The organism is Mesorhizobium sp. M4B.F.Ca.ET.089.01.1.1 (assembly GCF_004022605.1).
Taxonomy (GTDB): Bacteria; Pseudomonadota; Alphaproteobacteria; order Rhizobiales; family Rhizobiaceae; genus Mesorhizobium; species Mesorhizobium abyssinicae.
This window is the reverse complement of sequence record NZ_RZOS01001460.1, coordinates 1-430: the sequence shown is the minus strand read 5'-3', so window position 1 is coordinate 430 and position 430 is coordinate 1. Positions and strand designations below refer to the sequence as shown.

1 pseudogene is annotated in these 430 nt (G+C 57.4%); it reads left to right on the top strand.

The features are described from left to right. Positions 1-69: 69 nt before the first annotated feature. Positions 70-430: pseudogene (locus EN780_RS37900) on the top strand (ABC transporter ATP-binding protein); the annotation flags it as partial.

The window sequence follows — 430 nt, the reverse complement described above, 5'->3', positions numbered from 1 at the left end:
GCGCTTCGGCGCTTGTGGTCGCAGCTATCGAGGCGGCGGCGCCGCCAGTTTTTCGGTCTTCTGGTTCTAATGTTCTTCGGCGCCATCGCTGAGGCCGCGACGCTCGGTGCCCTCTTGCCGTTTCTGGCCAAGATCACCGATCCCGATTCAATAGGTCAGTCATGGATCGGACGCCAATTGCAGAGCTTCGGTTCGGCCAGTTCGAGCGACAGCCTGCTGCCCTTGCTGTCGCTATTTTCGGTAGTGGTAGTGATCGCTGGGATTGTGCGGATCCTGCTCTCGCGAGCCACTCATGCTTTTGTCTTTTCGCTCGGGCACGAGCTCGCCGTGAGGGTTTACAAGCGCGCACTTTACCAACCCTACAGCTATCACTTATCGAATAGCTCCAGTTCGGTGCTGGCGACACTTCGCCAAGTCCACATTATCAACA